We start from the raw sequence: 3,089 nt of genomic DNA on the forward strand, positions 1-3,089 counted from the left end.
CTTTTGATTTAGAAACCACCGGGACAAAACCGTCTGCAGACATGATCGTCGAGGTGGGGGCGGTGCTTTTCGATGGGGCCCGTCCCGTCAAGGGATTCGGCTCGCTGGTGGATCCGGGGATTCCGATTCCCCCCGATGCGTCGGCGGTTAATGGAATCTCCGACGAGATGGTGCGCGGGAAGCCGAAGATTTCGGACGTGCTGGCCGACTTCGCGGAGTTTTGCGGCGACCTGCCGCTGGTGGCGCATAATGCGCCGTTCGATTACAAGTTCATGCTTGAAGACGTGAAATTACACCGGTCGGCGGCTCCCAAGGGCGTGGTGCTCGATACGCTTCCGTTGGCGCGCCAGCTTTTCCCGGGTTTGGCCAACTACAGGCTGGGCACGCTGGTTCGCCATTTCGGCTTTCCCAGCGGCACCTTCCATCGCGCGGAGGAGGACAGCTCCTATTGCGGGCTGCTGTTTGCCAAGATCATCGAAACGCTGGAGATGCGCGGCGAACCTTGCGCCGCACCGGATCTCGTCAAGCTGATCGGGTCGGCCGAGATGCGCTTTCCCCAGTTTGCCCCGCAGCCCGACCAACTCGACCTCTTCTAAGCCGGCATCCGTACGGCTAGCGCACGGGGCGGTTTCGCTGCGTCGGTGCGCAGAGCTTGGCCAGCAAGGTTTCGAACATCAGATCCGGCGGGATCGAGCCGCCGGATACCATTTTTTCGTGGGTGTCCACCACCAGCCGTTTGCTGGCGGACAGACGCGTAATGGAATAGGGCGCGGCTTGGTTCGCGATCTTCGAGGCGCGGAACCAGTGCATCTTGCGGGGATCTTCCGGCATCGACTCGAAATAGTCGTCGATATCCGGCGCATTCGCCCACTGGATGCGGTTGCCGTTCATTCGCAGCCAGCCGATATCCATGTATTCGCGGAAGCGCAGCATGTTGTTGAACATGGTTTCGAGCTGGATAATCAAACCGATGGCGGTCTGCTTCTGGAAAAGCAGTTGCCGGAAAATCCGGATGGCGTCGGGCAGGCGCCGCTCCGCTACTGCGTCGGTGAAGTCCCAGGTAATCGCCTCGCCGGAGGACGACGTCATCAGCTGGACATCGGCCAGCACGATGGTTTTGTCGGCCCCTTTGAACAGCACCATCTTTTCGACTTCGTTCATGATCTGGCGCGTCTCGAACCCGGTTTTGTCGATGAATGCGGCGGCGGCGTCGCCGTCGATCGAGTAGCCCTCGCGCTTGAACAGGTCCTGCGCGCGCTTGAGCGCCAACGGCCGCGCTTCGTAGTCGCGCTCCGGAATGTCGTATTCCTCGATTTCAACCAGGTCTTTGATCGCCTTGTAGAACGCCGAGCGTTTGTCCATCCCCGGCCCCGACACCACCAAAAACTGGTCCGGTGCCAACCCCGCCTTCAGGTCGCTTGAGAGATCGCCGAGCAGTCGCTTGACCTGATCGTTCTTCATCACCACGGCGTTTTTCAGGAACGCGCAGTCGCGGAACCAAACCACCTTCTTGCCGCCGAACAGTCCGACGGTTCGGAAGGCCGCAAGGCACTGGTCGATCGCGGCGGCGGCGTCGTCGATCTTCGCCGCCGCGCCGTCGATGATTTCGAGCGAGAACGACTGCTCCGCCGCGGGGCAGAGCTGATCCACCTTCTTGCGGGCATTCAGCCCCACGAGGTACTCATCGTTGCCGCAATAAAAATATACGTTGTCCGCCATGCAAACCTTCCGTTTTCAATTCCGCCGAAGATATGATTTAATCCCTTTCGTTTAAAGAGCATTCAGCGGAAGAGCGCAAAGCACGCAAAGAAAACCGGGTCGGCACTGGCTTAGCGTTCTTTGCGAACTTCTGTGGGAAATCGGAGGATTTGCATGCAAAAGACCATCTGGGCGCCGTGGCGCATCGAATATATTCTGTCCGAAAAGGAGGGCGGTTGCTTTCTGTGCAAGATGTTCGCGGAGCGCAACGACCGCGACCACCTGTTGCTGAAACGCGGCAAAACCTGCGCCGTCGTGATGAACCGCTATCCCTACACCGGCGGCCATCTGATGGTTACTCCCTATCGCCATCTCGAACACCTGAAGGACATGACCCCCGAGGAGCGGCTCGAACTGACCGACCTCACCATCGAGGCCGTCGAAATCCTCAAGGCCACGCTCAAGCCCGACGGTCTGAACCTCGGCTACAACCTCGGCGGCGCCGCCGGCGCGGGACTCAAAGACCACATCCACCAGCACATCGTGCCGCGGTGGGTCGGCGATACCAACTTCATGCCCGTCCTCTCCGACACCCGCGTCATGCCGCAGGCGCTGATGGAGCAATACGACGCGTTGCATCCGCTCTTCAATCCATGAACCAACATTTCACCGAAATAACCCTCAAGGCCACCGGCGCTGCCGCCCTCGGCGAATCCGAGGTGATCCAGCGCCTGTGGAGCGGCTATGGCAAGATTGTGCGCGTCGGGTTGGAATATGAGGTGGAGGGACGGGCTCCGTCCCTCCAAAGCGTCGTCGTCAAGCATGTGCACTGGCCGGACGAAAAGCACCACCCGCGCGGCTGGAATACGGGGCGGTCGCACGAGCGCAAGGTGACGTCCTACCAGGTCGAAACCGCGTTCTACGAGCAGTGGGCCAACCGCTGCGACGCTTCCTGCCGCGTCCCGCATTGCCTCGCGCTCGAAACCCACGGCGACGAGGTGTTCATGGTGATGGAAGACCTCGATGCCTCCGGCTTCGGCGGGCGGCGCAACGCGGTAACGCCTGCGGAAATCCGCGCCTGCTTGTCGTGGCTCGCCCATTTCCATGCCGAGTTCATGGGCCAGAAGCCCGTCAACCTGTGGCCGACCGGAACCTATTGGCATCTCGAAACGCGGCCCGACGAGCTGGCGGAACTCGACGACCCAAGGCTCAAGGCCGCCGCTTCGGCCATCGACCGCAAACTGGGCGACAGCCGCTTCCAAACCTTTGTGCACGGCGATGCCAAGCTGGCCAACTTTTGTTTTGCTCCCGACGGCCGCGTCGCGGCGGTCGACTTCCAGTATGTCGGCGGCGGATGCGGCATGAAGGACGTCGCCTATTTTCTGGGCAGC

Annotated in this window: 4 protein-coding genes; 3 read left to right on the forward strand and 1 reads right to left on the reverse strand. The window is 60.9% G+C overall.

The annotated features are described in order from the left end of the window. Positions 1-596 (forward strand): PolC-type DNA polymerase III (locus ABYO54_RS15695; RefSeq protein WP_372809174.1); only part of this gene is annotated, 596 nt, incomplete at its 5' end. 16 nt (positions 597-612) lie between these two features. On the opposite strand, the gene holA is transcribed toward ABYO54_RS15695, so the two are convergent. Then, positions 613-1,719 carry a DNA polymerase III subunit delta gene (holA, locus tag ABYO54_RS15700; protein WP_372809175.1) on the reverse strand — a complete coding sequence of 369 codons (1,107 nt, stop codon included), beginning with the start codon at positions 1,717-1,719 and terminating at the stop codon, positions 613-615. Positions 1,720-1,872: 153 nt separating this feature from the next. Between holA and ABYO54_RS15705 the strand changes: the two genes are divergently transcribed. Both ABYO54_RS15705 and ABYO54_RS15710 read left to right on the forward strand, forming a co-directional pair. Continuing rightward, positions 1,873-2,355 (forward strand): HIT domain-containing protein, encoded by a 483-nt coding sequence (locus ABYO54_RS15705; protein ID WP_372809176.1) that lies wholly within the window; start codon positions 1,873-1,875, stop codon positions 2,353-2,355. Beyond that, the coding region (locus tag ABYO54_RS15710) for a phosphotransferase family protein (protein ID WP_372809177.1) at positions 2,352-3,089 on the forward strand (738 nt) is incomplete at its 3' end. The genes ABYO54_RS15705 and ABYO54_RS15710, both read left to right, overlap by 4 nt.

The sequence above is a fragment of the Pontiella sp. genome (assembly GCF_041622395.1).
Lineage (GTDB): Bacteria > Verrucomicrobiota > Kiritimatiellia > Kiritimatiellales > Pontiellaceae > Pontiella.

Coding starts and splice junctions, on each gene's coding strand:
- holA (WP_372809175.1), bottom strand. CDS start 1,719: ATGGCGGACAACGTATATTTTTATTGCGGCAACGATGAGTACCTCGTG.
- ABYO54_RS15705 (WP_372809176.1), top strand. CDS start 1,873: ATGCAAAAGACCATCTGGGCGCCGTGGCGCATCGAATATATTCTGTCC.